Genomic DNA, 16,222 nt, shown 5'->3' on the forward strand with positions numbered 1-16,222 from the left:
CCCATGCGCGCGTTCCGCCGTCTCTTCCTGATCCTGGCCCTGGCGGCGGCGCCGCTGGGCGCCGGCGTGGCCGCCGTCGCCACCCCCGCCCTGGCAGGCGATCTGCCGCCCGTGACCGCCGAGGACCGCGTCCTGGGCCGTGCCGACGCTCCGGTGACGGTGGTCGAATACGCCTCCTTCGTCTGTCCGCACTGTGCGGCCTGGCACAAGGAGGTCTATCCGGCCTTCAAGGCGCGCTACATCGACACCGGCAAGGTGAAGCTGGTCTATCGCAACCTGCCGACCTCGCCCGAAGACTTCGCCATGACCGCCGCCGGCATCGCCCGCTGCTCGCGGCCCGAGCGGTTCTTCACCGTGGCGGACTCCCTGTTCGACGGCCAGCCCGCCTTCTATGCCGGAAGCCGGACCTGGCTCCGCGACGCGGTCGCCCTGAGCGGTCGCACCGAGGACGAGATGAAGGCCTGCTTCCAGGATCCCGCCACGGCCGCCCGGATCGACGCCGAGATCGCGGGCGCCAGCGCGGCCGGGGTCGATGGCACGCCGACCTTCTTCGTCAACGGACGCCGGATCGCCGATCCGTCGCTGGACAGCCTCGCGGCCGCCGTCGACGCCGCCAACCGGCCCGGACACTGAAGTCATGTCGATGCTCCGCCGACTGATCCTGGGCCTGATGCTGGCGACCCCGCTGCTGGCTTCGGCCGCGACTGCGGGCAATCTGCCGCGCGTGGGTTCAGCGGACCGGACCATCGGCGATCCGCGCGCCCCGGTGACGGTGGTGGAGTACGGCTCGCTCGCCTGCCCCCATTGCGCCGAATGGCAGATGGCCACCTGGTATGCGTTCAAGGAGCGCTATGTCGACACGGGCCAGGTCCGCTTCGTCTTCCGCGACATGCTGACCGAACCGGTGACAGAAGCGACCCAGGCCGCCGCCATCGCCCGCTGCTCGGCGCCCGAACAGTATTTCGAGGTCCTGCACACCTTCTACCGCTGGCAATCGACGGCCCGGAACTTCGGGCCCGTCAGCGAATGGTACGACCGCGCCATCGCCGTCAGCGGCCGCTCGCGCGAGGACATCAACGCCTGCGTCCAGGACCCGGCGACCTTGGCCGCCATCCGCGCGGCCATGACCGGAGGCATCGCGGCGGGGGTGACCAAGACCCCGACCTTCTTCGTCGACGGCAAGGTCGTCGCCGACGGCTCGCTCGAGACCCTGGGCGCCGCCATCGACGCCGCCTCCGGACGCTGACGGAAAGGCGCCGGGGACGCGATGCAATTCCAGCGCCTCCGCCTCGTCGGCTTCAAGTCCTTCGTCGACGCGTCGGAGGTCCAGATCGAGCCCGGCCTGACCGGCATCGTCGGCCCCAACGGCTGCGGCAAGTCCAACGTTCTTGAATCCATGCGCTGGGTCATGGGCGCCAACTCGGCCAAGGCCATGCGTGGCCAGGGCATGGACGACGTCATCTTCGCCGGCGCGTCGAACCGGCCGCCGCGCAACCACGCCGAAGTCCAGCTGACCATCGACAACGCCCAGCGTCGAGCGCCGCAGCCCTTCACCGACAGTCCGGTGCTGGAGGTGTCGCGCCGCATCGACCGGGGCCAGGGCTCGACCTACCGGATCAACGGCAAGGAGGTCCGGGCGCGTGACGTCCAGCTGCTGTTCGCCGACGCCTCGACCGGCGCCAACTCTCCCGCCTTGGTCCGTCAGGGACAGATTTCGGAGCTGATCGCCGCCAAGCCCCAGAACCGGCGCCGCATCCTCGAAGAAGCGGGCGGGGTGGCCGGCCTGCATACCCGCCGGCACGAGGCCGAGCTGCGGCTGAAGGCGGCGGAGTCGAACCTCGAACGCCTCGACGACATCGGCAAGGAGCTGGAGACGGCCCTGACCCGGCTGAAGCGCGAGGCGCGGCAGGCGGAGAAGTACAAGAAGATCTCGGCCGAGATCCGCGCCCTGCAGTCGGCCCTGCTGTTCGTGCGCTGGAACGACGCCCGGGTCGCGGCCGAGGCCGCCGCCGGCGAGCTGCGCGAGGCCGACCGGGCCGTGGCCGAGGCGACCGCCGCCGCCGCCGCCGCCCAGACCTCAGCCCTCAAGGCCCAGGAAGGCCTGAAGCCCGCGCGGGAGGAAGACGCCGTCGCCGCCGCCCTGCTGCACCGCGCCTCGCTGGAGCGCGACCGGCTGGACATGGCCGAACAACAGGCCCGGGCCGAGGTCGACCGGCTGAAGGCCGAGGGGGCGCGCATCGCCGCCGACGCCGAGCGCGAGGAGAAGATGTCGGAGGACGCGGCCGCCGAACTTGCCCGCCTGACCGGCGACCTCGAAACCCTGACCGCCGAGGTCGCCGCCGCCCCGGCGCGCGGGCCCGAGCTGGAAGCCGCCCTGGCCGCCGCCGAGGACGGTCGTCGCGCCGCCGACGCCGAGGTCGAACGTCTGGCCGGGACACTGGCCGCCGTCGAGGCCCGCGCCAATGCCGAGACCGCCCGCAAGCGCGACGCCGAGGCCCGCGTCGCCCGCGCCCGCTCGGGTCTGGATCAGGCGAAGCGCGAACGCGAGGCGCTGGGCCCGCTGGAGACGCCGGAACTGGCGACCGCCCGCACGGCGCTGGACGAGGCGACCGCCGCCCTGACCGCCGCCCGCGCCGCCGTCGAGGCCGCCGAGGCGAAGCGCGGCGATCTGGCCCGCGCCGAACAGGAGGCCCGCACCGAGGCCCGCGCCGCCGAGGACAAACTCGGTCGGCTGCAGACCGAGGCCCGGGGTCTCGCCTCCCTGTTGGTCACCAGCAAACGCGAACACGCCCCGGCGCTGGACAAGGTCTCGGCCGACAAGGGCTATGAGGCCGCGCTCGCCGCCGCGCTGGGCGACGATCTGGATGCGGCGCTGGACCCGAAGGCTGCGGCCTATTGGGCAGGCGCACCCCCCCCGACGCCGGCATGGCCCACGGGCGTTTCGCCCCTGTCAAACTATGTGAAGGCGCCCGACCAGCTGGCCGCGCGTCTGGCCCTGTGCGGGGTAGCGGACAAGGGAGACGTAGCGAAGCTGGCGCAAGGCCTGCCGCCGGGCGCGCGTCTGGTGACGAAGGAAGGCGATCTCTATCGCTGGGACGGCTTCGTTTCGCGCGCCGAGGCGCCGCGTCCGGCCGCCGTCCGTCTGGCCCAGCGCGGCCGTCTGGCCGAGCTGGAAGCCGCCATCGACGAGGGCAAGCCGGCGCTGGAGACCGCACAAAGCCAGCTGAAAGCCTGCACCGAAGCCTTCCGCTCCGCCGAAGAGGCGGTGAAGACCGCCCGCCTCGCCCCCTTCACCGCCGACAAGGCCGTGACCAGCGCCCGCGACAAAGTCGAGAGCCTGAGCCGCGATCAGGCCCGCCGCGAGGCCCGCGCCCAGGCGCTTGACGAAACACTCGCCCGCCAGACCACCGAGGTTGAGGCCGCCGAGGCCGCCCTGACCGAGGCCATGTCGGTGGACGCCCCGTCAGAAACCCTGGCCGGGTTGAGGGACGAACTGGCCGCCGCCCGCCTTGCCGCCGACGCCGCCCGCGCCGCCTCAGCCCAGGCCCGCGCCGACCGCGACGCCGAGGCCCGCGAGCGCTCGGGCCGCGAAGCGCGTCTGGCCAATCTGACCCGCGAACGCGACGGCTGGGCGACCCGGTCGAAGGACGCCGCCGCGCGCATCAAGACCCTGGCGTCCGACGCCGAGAAGTCTGCCGCCCTCTTGAAACAGGCCTCGGCCGCGCCCGAGGCTTTGGCCGCCCAGCGCAACACCCTGCTGGACGCCCTGACCGCCGCCGAGACCCGCCGCCAGGCGTCGTCGGATGCGCTGGCCGTCGCCGAGGGCGAGGCGGGGGACGCCGACCGGGTCAGCCGCGCCGCCGACGCCGCCGCCTCCTCCGCCCGCGAGGCCCGCGCCGGTCTGTCGGCCCGTGCCGAGGCCGCCGCCGACCGTCTGCTGGACGCCGCCAATACGGTGCGCGAGACGGCCCAGATGGAGCCCGAGGCTCTGGGCCAGAAGCTGATCGACGACGCCATCGCCCGCCCGCCGGACGCCGCAGGGGCCGAGAGCTTGCTCTACGGTCTTGAGCGCGAGCGCGAGCAGCTGGGGCCCGTGAACCTGCGCGCCGAGGACGAGGCCGAGGAATACGGCGAGCGCCTGAATACCATGCGCATCGAGCGCTCGGACCTGACCGGCGCCATCGCCAGGCTGCGCGACGGCATCGACGAGCTGAACGCCGAGGGCCGCGAGCGGCTGATCGCCGCCTTCGACGTCATCAACGACAACTTCAAGAGCCTGTTCGAGGCCCTGTTCGGCGGCGGTCAGGCCGAGCTGAAACTGGTCGAGTCGGACGACCCTCTGGAGGCCGGTCTGGAGATCTACGCCTGCCCGCCCGGCAAGCGGCTGTCGGTCATGTCCCTGATGTCCGGCGGCGAACAGGCCCTGACCGCCGCAGCCCTGATCTTCGCCGTCTTCCTGGCCAACCCCGCGCCCGTCTGCGTGCTCGACGAGGTCGACGCCCCGCTGGACGACGCCAACGTCGACCGCTTCTGCCGCATGCTGCACGAGATGCGCAGCCGCACCGACACCCGCTTCATCGTCATCACCCACAACCCGGTGACCATGAGCCGCATGGACCGCCTCTACGGCGTCACCATGCCGGAGCGGGGCGTTTCCCAGCTGGTCAGCGTCGACCTGCACCAGGCCGAGAAGCTGGTGGCCTAACCTGACGGAACCCGCCGTGCCCCTCACCGCTTGAGGCTCCCATGAGAAAAGCCATCGTCACCGGCGGCGCCGGACTTGTAGGAACCGGCCTGTGCGCCGTCCTCATCGACGCCGGTTGGGAGGTCGCGTCGTTCGACCTCAAGCCGGGCCATGAGGGCGCGCGGTCGGTGATCTGCGACGTCGGTGACGAGGCCTCGGTGAACGCGGCCTTCGCCGAACTGGGCTGGGAGACGCTGGACCTGCTGGTCAATAATGCGGGCATCGCCTCGCCGAACCGGGGGCCGCTGGCGGAGCTGTCGCTGGCCGACTGGCGCAAGGTGACCGACAGCCATCTGACCGGCGCCTTCCTGATGAGCCGGGCGGCGATCCCGCTGCTGAACCAAGGCGGCAGCATCGTCCATATGGTCTCGACCCGCGCCTTCATGTCCGAGCCGGACACCGAGGCCTATGCGGCGTCCAAGGGAGCCATGGTCGCCCTGACCCACGCCATGGCCATCAGCCTGGGGCCGAAGATCCGCGTCAACGCCGTGGCCCCCGGCTGGATTTCCGACGGCAAGGGCCTGAGCGCGGCCGACAAGGCCCAGCACCCGGTCGGCCGCGTCGGCCGTCCCGACGACATCGCGGGCGTGGTCCTCTACCTCGCCGACGCCGGGTTCGTGACCGGCCAGGTCCTGAGCGTCGACGGCGGCATGACGAAGAAGATGATCTACGCCGAATAGAGGGCGGCCGACCCGCCCGGCTTGACTCCGGTCCGCGCCGCCCAGATACTTAAGTGAATGCTACAGTATCAACCCGAACCGCTCGATCTCGCCTTCCAGGCCCTGTCCGATCCCGGACGGCGAGCCATGGTCGAACGGCTGAGTCTCGGCCCCGCCTCGGTCAGCCAACTGGCCGAACCCCTGCCCATGACCCTGTCGGCCGTGGTCCAACACCTGAAGGTTCTCGAGGAGGCCGGACTGGTGAAGAGCGAGAAGAAGGGCCGGGTTCGGACCTGCAGTCTGGAGATCGCGGCCATGACTCGGGTCGAACGCTGGATCGCCGAGCGCAAGCGCTTCTGGGAGCGGCAATACGATCAACTGGAGGCGTATCTGGCCCAGACCGCCCCAACCACCGGATCAGGGGAGGAACCATGACCGTCCACAACGCCACCTTCGTCATCGAGCGGGTGCTGAACGCCTCGCCGGGCCGGGTCTTCGACGCCTATCGCACCCTGGAGGCCCGCAGCGCCTGGTTCCGTGCGCCGGCGGAGATCGAGACCCTGAACCGCGACTTCGACTTCCGCGTCGGTGGCCGTGAGCGGTTCCACGCCCGCTGGCCCAGCGGCATGGTCAGCGACTTCCAGGCCGTCTTCCACGACATCGTCGAGGATGAGCGGATCATCCTCGTCTACGACATGTTCCACAACGGCGATAAGCTGTCGGTCTCGCTGCAGACGCTGGAGCTGCGGCCCGAGGGCGGCCAGACCCGGCTGATCCACACCGAACAGGGCTCCTATCTGGTCGGCGGCGCCGAAGCGGTGGCCAGCCGCGAGCACGGCACCGCCTGGCACATCGACAATCTGGCGGCCGTGCTCGAGGGTCGCGAACCCAAGGCCTTCTTATGACCCTTGAACTGTTCGCCCACCCCTTCTCCTCCTACTGCCAGAAGGCCCTGATCGCCTTCTATGAGAACGACATCCCCTTCACCTACCGGATGCTGGAGGACCCCGGCGTCGGCGAGGAATTCGCCGCCCTCTGGCCGATCAAACGCTTCCCGATCCTGCGTGACGGGGAGCGGGTGGTGCTGGAGACCTCGGTCGTCATCGAATATCTCGCCGTCCACTATCCGGGGCCGGTCAGGCTGATCCCCGAGGATGCGGATCTGGCGCTGGAGGTCCGGATGCTGGACCGGTTCTTCGACAACTATGTCATGACGCCCCAGGGCGACATCGTCTTCGAAAGCCTGCGCCCGGCCGAGGCGCGTGACCCCTATGGCGCCGACCAGGCCCGCAAGATGCTGGAGACCAGCTACGCCTGGCTGGACGACCTGATGAAGGACCGGACCTGGGCGGTGGGCGAGACCTTCACCCTGGCCGACTGCGCCGCGGCGCCCTCCCTGTTTTACGCCGACTGGACGCACCGGATCCCGGAGCAGTACGTCCACCTGCTGGCCTATCGCGCCCGACTGCTGCAGCGCCCCTCCTTCGCCCGTGCGGTCGATGAGGCCCGCCGATTCCGCCATTATTTCCCGCTAGGCGCGCCGGATCGCGACTAGGCGTTCGTCATCGCCTTTTCGGTCTCGCGGAAGGGCGCCAGCTGGTCGGCCAAGGCGCGCTGGAAGGCGGGCCTCGCCTCGGCCCGCTTCACATAGGCGTCCAGCTTGGGGAAGTCGGTCAGGATGTCGGTGTGCCGCAGGTCGCGCAGCACATGGGTCATGACGATGTCGGCGGCCGAGAAGCGGTCGTCGGCGAACCAGCTCTTGTCGCCCAGCGCGGTCTGCAGCTCGCCCAGGCGGCGGCGCACGAACTCCTCGATCTCGGGCCGACGTTCCTGACCCCAGGCCGTGTCGGCGGCGAACAGGTCGATGGTCGCCAGTTGGCCGACCCAGGGCTCGATCGAGTTGGAGGCGGCGAACAGCCAGCAGGTGACCCGATCCTTCCCGGCCTCGTCGGCGGGCATCAGGACGTCGGACTTCCTCGCGACATGCAGGACGATGGCGCAGCTTTCGAAGATCTGCAGGTCGCCCTCCCGATAGGCCGGCACCTGACCGAAAGGCTGCATCGCGCGGTATTCGGGCGTGCCCTGATCCTCGAAGCCGATCAGATGTTCGCCATAGGGGATGCCGGCCTCTTCCAGGGCCCAGCGCACCCGGATGTCGCGCACGGACCCTTGCGCGAAGGGCGGGACCCATTTGAAGGCGGTGATCTGGATCATGGCGAAGCTCCGATTGATCTTTTACGTTGATATCAACATAATCGCTCATATGTCGACTCCTCATCCGTTCGCGACGACGCTTCATATCCGTGACCACTGCCTGTGCCTGCACGCCCAGAGGGCGGCGCGGCGGTTGTCGCGGCGATTCGACGAGGCGATGCGGCCGGTGGGGATCACCTCGGGCCAGTTCTCCCTGCTGAACGGCCTGAACCGGCCAGAGCCCCCGACCATCGGCGCCGTCGCCAGCCTGCTGGCCATGGACCGGTCGACGGTGACCGCCAACCTGAAGCCGCTGGAGCGGCAGGGGCTGGTGCAGATCGAGCTCGATCCCGAGGATCGGCGCGGACGGCGCATCGCCCTGACCGAACAGGGGCTCGCGCTCCTGGCCGCCGCTACCCCGATCTGGGCCCGCGAGCACGCCGCCATCGAGGCGACCCTGAACGGCGGCGGCGACGCCCTGCGGGGCGGCCTCAATCTGTTGAGCTGAGAGCCCCATGCCGAAGACACAGACTGTTGAGGACTATCGCGCTGCGCTTGACGTCCCGGTTCGCGAGGCCCTCGACGCCCTGCGCCGGATCGTCGCCGAAGCCGCCCCGGGGCTGACCGAAGAGATCAAATGGAACGCGCCCAGCTTCGCCCACAGGGGCCGGGACCGGGTGACACTCGGGATCGAGCCGCGAGGCGGTTTCCGCATCGTCCTGCACCGGGGCACCAAATCCGAGGACGCCAGCGGCTTCCGCTTCGACGATCCGGACAAGGTCGCCGCCTGGCCCGCGCCGGACCGCGGCGTCGTCCGCCTTCGCGACCCGGCCGAGATCGAGGCCAGAGCCGACATGCTCAAGATGCTCATCGCCCGTTGGATCACAGCGACGGACTGAAACCCGTCCCAACTGCGACACGCCACACTCCGGACAGGGTTGAGGTTCTGTGGTAGAAGGACCATCTGCCTCCTGACCCCGACCGCCTTCCGAGCCCCCGATGTACGAGACCCCCGAACTGGACAACGAGACCTTCACCCGGTCGAGCGCGATCCGGATCTATGATCAGGACGACTTCGAAGGGATGCGCATCGCCGGCCGGCTGGTCGCCGAGGCCCTGGACATGATCGCCCCCTATGTCGTTCCTGGCGTGACCACGGGCGAGCTCGACGACCTGATCCGCGAATACACCCTGGACCGTGGCGGTCTGCCCGCCTGTCTGGGCTACAAGGGCTATACCAAGACGGTCTGCACCTCGATCAACCATGTCGTCTGCCACGGCATTCCGGGCGACCGGGTGCTCAAGGACGGCGACATCGTCAACATCGACCACACCGTCATCGTCGACGGCTGGCACGGCGATTCCAGCCGCATGTATGCGGTCGGCAACATCAATCCGCGCTCGAAGAAGCTGATCGACGTCACTTATGAAGCCCTGATGCTGGGTCTGGAGCAGGTGAAGCCCGGCAACACCTTCGGCGACATCGGCTATGTCATCCAGCGCCATGTCGAGGCCGCCCGGATGAGCGTGGTGCGCGACTTCTGCGGCCACGGCATCGGCCGCGTCTTCCACGACAGCCCCAACGTCCTGCACTACGGCCGCAAGGGCGAGGGCGCGGTGCTCAAGCCCGGCATGTGCTTCACCGTCGAGCCCATGGTCAATCTGGGCAAGCCGCATGTGAAGGTCCTGTCCGACGGCTGGACCGCCGTGACCCGCGACAAGTCCCTGTCGGCCCAGTGCGAACACACGGTGGGCGTGACCGAAGACGGCGTCGAGATCTTCTCGGCCAGCCCCGCCGGCCTGTTCCGCCCGAACTGATCGCACCCTCCACCGTTATCCTCGGGCTCGTCCCGAGGACCCATGGTGGGTGCGAATTCGGACGAGCTTGGTTGACCGCCGCGTCAAATCCCCGCCAACCGTGCGCCTGACACATGGATCCTCGGACGAGCCCGAGGATGACGGATTTGGGGTTGTCGATGTCGTTTCTTGTCTTGGCGCTCGCGCTGGCGGCCCAGGTCGCGCCTGAACCTCATCGCTTCGTCCTGACCGGCTCGGGCCGGTTCGCCGTCTTCGCCGACCTGTCAACGATCGAACGGGACGGCGACACGGCGACGATGCGATCATTTCAGGTGGTCGAGCCCGGCTTTACGGCGGGCGCCAACGCCTACTGGGGCGGCTGGTCCCGCTGGCGCTTCGACTGCAAGGCCCTGACCGCCGACCGTCTGGATTTCGCCGGCGTGCGCGAGGGCGGCGAAGAGGGCCCGCCCAACCCCGACAACCAGCCTGCTTACGACGCCGCTCCGGGCGGGGATGCGGCCGAGCTGCTGGCCTCAGCCTGTGGTGAAGCGGATCGCCCCGCCGAGGTTACGACGCTTGAGGACGCGGTTCGGCGTGGACGAGCCGCTCTGGCGGAATAGCCTGCCCCCTGTCCCAGTCGAGGCGATCCCGCGGCAGGGCCTCAGGGCACTGGTCACGCATGAAGGCCATCAGCTTCTCGCGGATCTCGCAGCGCAGGTCGAAGGCGACGGGGGCCGAGCGCGCGCTGGCCAGGCAGCGGACCTGCATGACCCGTTCGGTGATGTCGGTGACCTGCATGACCTGAACATCGCCGTCCCAGAGCTTTGAGGACTTCACAATGCCCTCGAATGCCTCGCGCAGCCGGTCGATGGGCGCCTCGTAGTCGACATAGAACATGGCCGTGCCGATCAGCCGGGCGTTCTCCCGCGTCCAGTTCTGGAAAGGGTTGGTAATGAACCAGCTCAGCGGCAGCACCATCCGCCGCCAATCCCATAGCTTGACGACGACATAGGTGGCGGTGATCTCCTCGACATTGCCCCACTCGTTCTCGACGATGACGGCGTCGTCGATGCGGATGGGCTGGGTCAGGGCGATCTGGATGCCGGCCAGCAGATTGGTCAGGACGGGCTGCAGGGCCAGACCGGCGATGATGCCCACAACGCCCGCCGAGGCCAGCAGACTGACGCCCCATTGCCGGAAGCCGGCGATGGTCATCAGGGCCAGGCCGACCGTGACGACGATCAGCAGCACCTTGGCCACCCGCTGCAGGATGCGTGTCTGGGTATAGTGTTTGCGGGCGACCAGATTGTCCTCGGCGGTGATGTTGAACCGCCTCAGATGCATGGCGGTCCACATGTCGAGGACGCCCGAGGCCAGCCAGCCCAGCGTCAGGATGAAGGCGAACAGCAGGGCTGACCGCACCTGCATCGACGGCCCGGGATCCATCGGCGAGACGGTCACCCCGATGCCCAGGGCGACGATGATCATCATCACCCGCAGCTTGGCCCGGCCGCGCTCGACCACCCCACGCCAGAAGACGTCGCGGTTCTTCACCCCTTGCCTCAGGACGGCGAAGACCAGCTTGTGCACGATCCAGCCGCCGCCGACGAAGACCGTCAGGACAATGGCGATGACCGCCCATTCGGGCAGCCAGTTGAACTGTCGCCACAGGGCGGCGATCTCGCGGGTGATGTTGTGGATTTCGGGAGGCATCGGGCTTTAACGCGCCAGCCGCCGCCCTGTTTCGCAGTTGCGAAGGCCTGTGCCTTAGATCGCCGTCGCCTCGACCAGATCGGCCAGCCTCTGGGCCGCGTCGGGGATGGCCACAGACTTCGCCGCCGCGCTCATCACCGCCAGCTTCGCCGGTTCGGACAGCAGCGGCAGGAGCGCATCGGTCAGCCGGTCGACGGTGACGTCGTCCTCGGCGATCATCTCGGCGGCCTCGACGTCGGTGAGGGCTTTCGCATTCAGGGTCTGGTGGTCGTCGGTGGCGATCTTCAGCGGTATCAGGACCGACGGCAGGGCCGCAACCGCCAGCTCGGCGCAGGTCGAGGCGCCGGCCCGGCCAATGACCAGATGAGCCTCGGACAGGCGCGCAGCCATGTCGCGGAAGAAGGGAGCGACGACGGCGTCGATCCCGGCCTCCAGATAGATCTGGCGCGCGGCTTCCAGGGTCTCGGGCCGCGACTGCTGCTGAACCTTCAGACGCTTGCGGATGGCCTCGGGCAGGGCCGCCAGCGAGCGGGGCGTGGTCTCAGACAGGATGCGCGCGCCCTGGCTCCCGCCGGTGACCAGTACATGGATCGGGCCGTCGGGCTCCGGAGCGACATAGGAGCGGTCGAACAGGGCGCGGATTTCGGCGCGCACCGGGCTGCCGACCACCTCGGCCTTCAGTCCCTCGGGCGCGTGCTTCAGCGTCGGGAAGGAGGAGGCGACCACCCTCACACGCCCGGCCAGCAGGCGGTTGGTGCGGCCCAGCACGGCGTTCTGTTCGTGAATCAAGGTCGGGCGCCCTTGCGTCAGGGCGGCCACCAGGGCCGGGGCCGACGGATAGCCGCCGAAGCCGACCACCACGCCGGCGTCGAGACGGCTGAAGGCCGAGCGCGCCTGCAGCACGCCCCGGGTGATCGCCAGACCGGCCTTCAACAGGGCGACAGGCCCCGACCCGGTGGCCGTGTCGAGATAGAGCTTTTCCTCGGCCGGGAAGTTGGCCGCGTATTTCTCGCCGCGCTGGTCGGTCGCCAGGACCACCCGCCACCCGCGCGCCGTCAGCTCGCGCGAAAGGGCCTCGGCCGGAAACATATGGCCGCCGGTGCCCCCGGCGGCGACGACACAGACTTTGGAGCTCATGGTTCGGCCTTGGTCCGGAGCGCTGGAGTGACAAGTGTTAGTGAGCGAGGAGTGAGCAGAGCAGCATCAAGCGACGCCGTTGCGGCTTACCCCTTGCTCACTAGCACTCTTCACTCGCTTCAGGGCAGGATACGCCGACGCGGACGCGACAGGCTGGCCCCCGGCTCGTAGGCGCCGGGACGGCGGCGGGTCAAGGCCAGAGCCAGCCCCATCGTCAGTCCCATGGCCAGCATCGACGAGCCGCCATAGCTGATGAAGGGCAGGGTCATGCCCTTGGTCGGGATCAGGTTCAGGTTCACCGCGCAGTTGATGCAGGCCTGCAGCCCGATCAGGATGAACAGGCCCGCCGCGGCCGTCTGCTCGAACGGGTCGTTCAGCTTCATCGCCCGGCGCATGCCGCGGATGACGATGAAGGCGTAGAGGCTGATGATCGTCAGGCTGAGCACCAGGCCGAATTCCTCCGCCGCGACCGAATAGATGAAGTCGGTGTGCAGGTCGGGGACGTGGCGCTTCATGACGCCTTCGCCGACGCCGCGTCCGAACAGGCCGCCGGCGCGGATGGCGTCAGAGGCGCGGTCGATCTGGTGGGTGTCGGTGGTCTCGGGATTGGTGAAGCGACTCAGGCGGTCGCGCATATGGCCGAACATGAAGTAGAGCGAGACCACCCCCCCCGCGGCGGCGGCGGCCAGCACCGCCATCCACTTCAGCGGCACCCCGGCCATGAAGAAGACGCACATGAAGGTGGTCGTGATCAGCAGCGTCTGGCCGATGTCCGGCTGGATCAGCAGCAGGCCGACGACCAGGGCCCAGAAGCCGAAGGCGATCGAGACGCCCGGTACCCCCTGCCCCTTCTGGCCCTCGGCGAACATCCAGGCCGCGAAGATGATCAGACAGGGTTTGACGAACTCGGACGGCTGCAGGCTGAACGGCCCCAGGTTGACCCAGCGAGCGGCGCCCTTCACCTCGTCGCCGATGAACGGCAGGGCGGCCATGACGACGATGGCGCCGAGCAGGCCCAGCACGGCCAGACGCCGGACGCCGCGCGGCGAGAACAGCGACACCGTCAGCATGATCCCGCCCCCAGCCGAGGCCCAGACGATCATCCGCCAGGAATAGTGGAAGGGATCGGTGATCGATTCATCGGCCAGGATGGCCGCGGGCGAGGAGGCGAAGCTCAGCGCCACGCCCAGCGACATCAGCACCAGGGCCGCGCTCAGCAGTGCGCGGTCGACGGTCCAGAACCACTGCGCCAGCGGACTGGGGTCGTTGCGCGAGAACGGCGGGGTATAGGCGGTGCTGGTCATGGTTCGCTAACCATGAACGAGAGGGGTAGCTCCAAGGTTAAGAGCCGCCGCCCGGAACGCCTCTCCGCGCGCCTCGAAGTCCGGATATTGATCGAAGGAGGCGCAGGCCGGGGACAGGAGCACGATCTGGTCGCCCCCAGCCGCCTTCGCATCCTCGGCCGCCTGTGCGACCGCGACGTCGAGTGTCTTCGAAATCACATGGGGGACGTCGCCCAGTGTCTTCGCGAAGGCGTCGGCCGCCTCCCCGATCAGATAGGCCTTGGTGATGACGCCGAAGAGGTCGCTCAGGTCGTCGATGCCCCCGTCCTTGGCCTTGCCCCCGGCGATCCAGAAGACGGCGGGATATGACGTCAGGGCCTGCCGCGCGGCGTCGGCATTGGTCGCCTTGGAGTCGTTGACGAATTTGATCGTGCCGGATTGACCGGTTTGATCAGATATTTGACCGACCGTCTCCATCCGGTGGGCCAGACCCGGGAAGCTCATTAGTCCGGCGACGGCGGCGTCGTTCGACACCCCCACGGCGCGGGCGGCGGCATAGGCGAAGGCCGCGTTCTGGGCGTTGTGGCGGCCCGGAAGGGACCGGGCGGCGGCCAGTTCGGTGACGAAGACCCCGTCGACCGTCAGATGGCCGTCGGTGGCGTCCACGATGATGAACCGCCCCTCGTCGAAGGCCGGAACCTGATCGGGACGCTCGGCCGCCAGATCACCGATGGCGACGCTTTCGCGCCGCTCCCCCGGAGTGCGCGTCGTGATGGTGCTGACGCGCAAGCGGCGAGAGTTGAGATCGCCGACCACCTCCCAGCCCCAGTCATCGTCGACCCCGACGAGGGCCAGCTTGTCGGGCGTCTGGGTCTGGAACAGCCGACGCTTGGCCCCGACATAGCCCTCCATTCCGCCGTGCCGGTCCAGATGATCCGGCGTGACGTTCGTCAGGATCGCCACATCGGGCGAGAAGCTGGTCGTCAGGTCCAGCTGGTAGCTGGAGACCTCGATCACATAGACCTCGACCTCGGCGGGGGCTGGCAGGGCCAGGACGCCGATGCCGATATTGCCGCCGACCGCGACCTTGAGCCCCGCCTGTTTGAGCACCCAGCCGGTCAGGGCGGTGGTCGTGGACTTGCCGTTGGTGCCGGTGATGGCGACCACCTTGGGCCGCACGGCGTCGGGCGTCGTCGCCAGCGCCCGGGCGAACAATTCGATGTCGCCCATGACCGGAACCCAGGCGGCCTTCGCCTTCTCCACCGTCCAGTGCGGCTTGGGATGGGTCAGGGGCGCGCCCGGCGACAGGATCAGGGCGGCGAACCGGCTCCAGTCGGCGGTGGTCAGATCCTCGACCGTGAAGCCTTCTGCCTCGGCCTGCATCCGGCCCGAGACGCCGTCGTCCCACAGGATCGGGATCGCCCCGCCCGCATGGAGCGCCCTTGCCGCCGTGATCCCCGACCGGCCGAGGCCGAAGACGGCGACGCGACGGTTCTCGAACCCGGGAACCGCGATCATGGGATCAGCGCAGCTTGAGGGTGGCGAGACCCGCCAGGGCCAGCATGGCGGCGACGATCCAGAAGCGGATCACCACGGTCGATTCCGGCCAGCCCAGCTTTTCGAAATGGTGGTGGATCGGCGCCATCAGGAAGATGCGCTTCTTTGTGACCTTGTAATAGCCGACCTGAATCATCACCGAGGCGGCCTCCAGCACGAACAGGCCGCCGACGATACCCAGCACCAGCTCATGCTTGGTCGCCACGGCGATCGAGCCGAGCGCGCCGCCCAGGGCCAGCGAACCGGTGTCGCCCATGAAGATCTTCGCTGGCGGGGCGTTGTACCAGAGGAAGCCCGTACCGCCGCCGATGATGGCGGCGCAGAAGATGGCCAGCTCGCCCGAGCCCGGCACGTGGTGGACGCCCAGATATTCGGCGAAGATGAAGTTGCCCACGAGATAGGCGATCAGGCCGAAGGCCGCCGAGGCCATCATCACCGGCACGATGGCCAGCCCGTCCAGACCGTCGGTCAGGTTCACGGCGTTGGAGAAGCCGATGATGGTGAAGGCGGCGAAGGCCACATAGAACCAGCCGATATTGAGCAGCACGTTCTTGAAGAACGGGAAGGCAACCGAGGTCTCGAGGTTGGGCGAGGTCGGCGACTGGGTCATCCAGGCGACCGTGGCGATCCCGGCGATGACCGACACCACCAGCTGGGCCAGCAGCTTCTGTTTCGAGGTCAGGCCGGCCGAGGTCTGTTTTGTGACCTTGGCGTAGTCGTCGATGAAGCCCAGCACCCCGAAGGCCGCCGTCACGAAGCTGACGATCCAGATATAGGGGTTGGTAAGGTCGCCCCACAGCAGGACGGCGACGCCGATGCCCGCCAGGATCATCAGCCCGCCCATGGTCGGAGTGCCGACCTTGGACAGGTGCGAGACCGGACCGTCGTCGCGGATCGGCTGGCCCCGGCCCTGTTTCGTGCGGATCCAGTTGATGAACCGGCTGCCCATCGCCACCGCCACGATCATCGCCGTGGCCATCGCCAGGGCGACGCGCACCGTCTGATACTGGATCAGGTGGAGAAGCGGGTAGTCCTTCGCCACATCGGCGTAGTGCAGGTACAGCAGGTAGAACATCGGTGAGGGGCTTTCCTTGTCCCTTATCGGGGGTCCCTTTGTCCGGACGCGCGTTCGGCGCGCC

Annotated in this window: 17 protein-coding genes; 11 read left to right on the forward strand and 6 right to left on the reverse strand. The window is 68.7% G+C overall.

Annotated elements, in window-relative coordinates:
* The first annotated feature begins 3 nt into the window (after positions 1-3).
* The 7 genes from IFJ75_RS12170 to IFJ75_RS12200 are packed head-to-tail and all read left to right on the forward strand — an operon-like array spanning position 4 to position 6,958.
* Complete coding sequence (locus IFJ75_RS12170) at positions 4-633, forward strand: DsbA family protein (RefSeq protein ID WP_207868456.1); 630 nt, start codon at positions 4-6, stop codon at positions 631-633.
* A 4-nt stretch (positions 634-637) separates the two neighbouring features.
* Positions 638-1,246 (forward strand): DsbA family protein, encoded by a 609-nt coding sequence (locus tag IFJ75_RS12175; RefSeq protein WP_207868457.1) that lies wholly within the window; start codon positions 638-640, stop codon positions 1,244-1,246.
* Positions 1,247-1,267: 21 nt separating this feature from the next.
* Positions 1,268-4,705, forward strand: a complete 3,438-nt coding sequence (locus IFJ75_RS12180; protein WP_207868458.1) for an AAA family ATPase — start codon at positions 1,268-1,270, stop codon at positions 4,703-4,705.
* Positions 4,706-4,746: 41 nt separating this feature from the next.
* Positions 4,747-5,424: an SDR family oxidoreductase gene (locus IFJ75_RS12185; protein WP_207868459.1), complete on the forward strand. Its 678-nt coding sequence runs from the start codon at positions 4,747-4,749 to the stop codon at positions 5,422-5,424.
* 57 nt (positions 5,425-5,481) lie between these two features.
* Positions 5,482-5,838, forward strand: coding sequence for an ArsR/SmtB family transcription factor (locus IFJ75_RS12190; RefSeq protein ID WP_207868460.1), 357 nt, complete (start codon positions 5,482-5,484; stop codon positions 5,836-5,838).
* Positions 5,835-6,308, forward strand: coding sequence for an SRPBCC domain-containing protein (locus IFJ75_RS12195; protein WP_207868461.1), 474 nt, complete (start codon positions 5,835-5,837; stop codon positions 6,306-6,308). The genes IFJ75_RS12190 and IFJ75_RS12195 overlap by 4 nt, the downstream gene beginning before the upstream one ends.
* Entirely contained in the window at positions 6,305-6,958 is a 654-nt protein-coding gene (locus IFJ75_RS12200) for a glutathione S-transferase family protein (protein ID WP_207868462.1), read from the forward strand. Before IFJ75_RS12195 ends, IFJ75_RS12200 begins: the two co-directional genes overlap by 4 nt.
* Here the strand turns inward: IFJ75_RS12200 and IFJ75_RS12205 are convergent.
* A complete protein-coding gene (locus IFJ75_RS12205) occupies positions 6,955-7,617 on the reverse strand; it encodes a glutathione S-transferase family protein (RefSeq protein ID WP_207868463.1) in 663 nt (220 codons plus the stop codon). The two genes, IFJ75_RS12200 and IFJ75_RS12205, sit on opposite strands and share 4 nt — an antisense overlap.
* Positions 7,618-7,666: 49 nt before the next feature.
* Between IFJ75_RS12205 and IFJ75_RS12210 the strand changes: the two genes are divergently transcribed.
* The 4 genes from IFJ75_RS12210 to IFJ75_RS12225 all read left to right on the forward strand — a co-directional run bounded on the left by IFJ75_RS12210 (position 7,667) and on the right by IFJ75_RS12225 (position 10,013).
* Positions 7,667-8,104 carry a MarR family winged helix-turn-helix transcriptional regulator gene (locus tag IFJ75_RS12210; protein WP_207868464.1) on the forward strand — a complete coding sequence of 146 codons (438 nt, stop codon included), beginning with the start codon at positions 7,667-7,669 and terminating at the stop codon, positions 8,102-8,104.
* Positions 8,105-8,111: 7 nt separating this feature from the next.
* Entirely contained in the window at positions 8,112-8,495 is a 384-nt protein-coding gene (locus IFJ75_RS12215; protein WP_207868465.1) for a DUF1801 domain-containing protein, read from the forward strand.
* A gap of 100 nt (positions 8,496-8,595) precedes the next feature.
* Positions 8,596-9,414: a type I methionyl aminopeptidase gene (map, locus tag IFJ75_RS12220; RefSeq protein ID WP_207868466.1), complete on the forward strand. Its 819-nt coding sequence runs from the start codon at positions 8,596-8,598 to the stop codon at positions 9,412-9,414.
* 158 nt (positions 9,415-9,572) lie between these two features.
* The gene (locus IFJ75_RS12225; protein WP_225896803.1) at positions 9,573-10,013 is read left to right on the forward strand and encodes a hypothetical protein; all 441 of its coding nucleotides are present in this window, start codon (positions 9,573-9,575) and stop codon (positions 10,011-10,013) included.
* Here the strand turns inward: IFJ75_RS12225 and IFJ75_RS12230 are convergent.
* The 5 genes from IFJ75_RS12230 to mraY all read right to left on the reverse strand — a co-directional run bounded on the left by IFJ75_RS12230 (position 9,961) and on the right by mraY (position 16,158).
* Positions 9,961-11,106 (reverse strand): mechanosensitive ion channel family protein, encoded by a 1,146-nt coding sequence (locus IFJ75_RS12230; protein WP_207868467.1) that lies wholly within the window; start codon positions 11,104-11,106, stop codon positions 9,961-9,963. The genes IFJ75_RS12225 and IFJ75_RS12230 overlap by 53 nt on opposite strands.
* 54 nt (positions 11,107-11,160) lie before the next feature.
* Positions 11,161-12,243 (reverse strand): undecaprenyldiphospho-muramoylpentapeptide beta-N-acetylglucosaminyltransferase, encoded by a 1,083-nt coding sequence (gene murG, locus IFJ75_RS12235; protein ID WP_207868468.1) that lies wholly within the window; start codon positions 12,241-12,243, stop codon positions 11,161-11,163.
* Positions 12,244-12,362: 119 nt separating this feature from the next.
* A complete protein-coding gene (ftsW, locus tag IFJ75_RS12240; protein WP_207868469.1) occupies positions 12,363-13,547 on the reverse strand; it encodes a putative lipid II flippase FtsW in 1,185 nt (394 codons plus the stop codon).
* Between the two features lie 6 nt (positions 13,548-13,553).
* Positions 13,554-15,044: a UDP-N-acetylmuramoyl-L-alanine--D-glutamate ligase gene (gene murD, locus IFJ75_RS12245; protein ID WP_207868470.1), complete on the reverse strand. Its 1,491-nt coding sequence runs from the start codon at positions 15,042-15,044 to the stop codon at positions 13,554-13,556.
* A gap of 4 nt (positions 15,045-15,048) precedes the next feature.
* Positions 15,049-16,158, reverse strand: a complete 1,110-nt coding sequence (gene mraY, locus IFJ75_RS12250; RefSeq protein ID WP_207868471.1) for a phospho-N-acetylmuramoyl-pentapeptide-transferase — start codon at positions 16,156-16,158, stop codon at positions 15,049-15,051.
* Positions 16,159-16,222: the final 64 nt, after the last annotated feature.

This window comes from Brevundimonas goettingensis (assembly GCF_017487405.1).
Classification (GTDB): domain Bacteria; phylum Pseudomonadota; class Alphaproteobacteria; order Caulobacterales; family Caulobacteraceae; genus Brevundimonas; species Brevundimonas goettingensis.